Below are 1418 nucleotides of genomic sequence, written 5' to 3'. Positions count from 1 at the left end.
GGCCGGGACTGACCACAACCGCGGACACACGACGAGCGGCCTCCGTCGAACGACGGAGGCCGCTCCGGTGGTGAAGAGGGACGTCAGCTCGTCGTCAGGGACGCCTCGTCGTGGGCGTCGGACCCGTCGGCCACGTCTTCAGGGTCCTCCTGCTGGTACGTCTCGCTGAGGACGAGCACGCACAAGCAGGAGACCGCCGCCGCTACGACCAGGAAGCCGGCCACCGGCACGTACGAGCCGTACTCCGCGTACAGCCAGGTCGCGACGATCGGCGTGAATGCGCCACCCAGCATCACGCCGAGCTGGTAGCCGAGCGAGGCGCCGGAGTAGCGCACCTCCGCGGAGAACAGCTCCGAGAAGAAGGCCGCCTGAGGGCCGTACATCGCCGCGAACAGCAGCTGCCCGACGACCAGGGCCAGGGTGACCAGCGGCCAGCGCTCGGTGTTCATCAGGACGAACGACGGGTACGCCCACAGACCCATGCCGAGGGCACCCGCCAGGTACACCTTGCGCCGCCCGATACGGTCGGAGAGGGCGCCGAAGGCCATGAGCGCGGGGATCTGGAGCGCGGCGCCGACGAGGACGGCGTTGAGCAGGGTGCTCTTCGGCATGCCGAGGACAGTGGTGCCGTACGCAAGCATGTACGTGACGAACAGGTAGAAGCCCGCGCCGACTATGACGACCGCGCCGGCGGCGAGCAGCACGTTCCTGGAGTGCTTGCGCAGCACCTCGACGACCGGTGAACGGCGCGCGCCGGAGACGCCGGATGCTTCGCGCTCCTGCTTGGCCTGTCGGCTGTCCTCCGTCTCCTCCAGCTTGAACTGGGCGAAGATCGCCACCACGATCAGGGCGATGCTGCACAGGAACGGCACCCGCCAGCCCCACGCCGCGAACTGCTGCTCGTCGAGCGTGGACGTGGTGACCAGGAAGACCAGGCTGGAGAGCATCAGCCCGGCCGGCACGCCCAGCTGGGCGAAGCTGCCGTACAGGCCACGCCGCCCCCGCGGGGCGTTCTCGGTGGCGATCAGCACGGCCCCGCCCCACTGGCCGCCGACGGCGATGCCCTGGAGCAGGCGCAGCACGACCAGCAGCAGTGGCGCGGCGACACCGATGGTGTCGTACGTCGGCAGGAGTCCGATCAACGCCGTCGAGCCGCCCATGAGGAACAGCGCGGTCACCAGCGCCGGCTTACGTCCCACCCGGTCGCCGAAATGCCCGAAGACGATTCCGCCCAGCGGACGTGCCACGAAACCGATGGCGAACGTCATGAAAGCAAGGAGGGTGCCGACCAGCGGATCCGACGCCGGGAAGAACAGTTTGTTGAAAACCAGGGCGGCGGCCGTGCCGTAGATGAAGAAATCGAACCATTCGATGGCGGAACCGGCGCTGCTCACCACGATGATTCGGGAGAGCGAGGC

The 1418-nt window shown here is 68.5% G+C and carries 1 protein-coding gene; it reads right to left on the bottom strand.

Annotated features, from left to right (window positions below; all coding sequences use genetic code 11):
• Positions 1-83 precede the first annotated feature (83 nt).
• Positions 84-1418, bottom strand: a 1335-nt coding sequence (locus GUY60_RS37645; protein WP_188133292.1) for an MFS transporter, incomplete at its 5' end; no start/stop codon positions are given.

The sequence above is a fragment of the Streptomyces boluensis genome, from assembly GCF_009908195.1.
GTDB lineage: Bacteria > Actinomycetota > Actinomycetes > Streptomycetales > Streptomycetaceae > Streptomyces > Streptomyces boluensis.
Note: the sequence above shows the minus strand (reverse complement) of the source record. Positions and strands in the feature narration are given on the sequence as shown.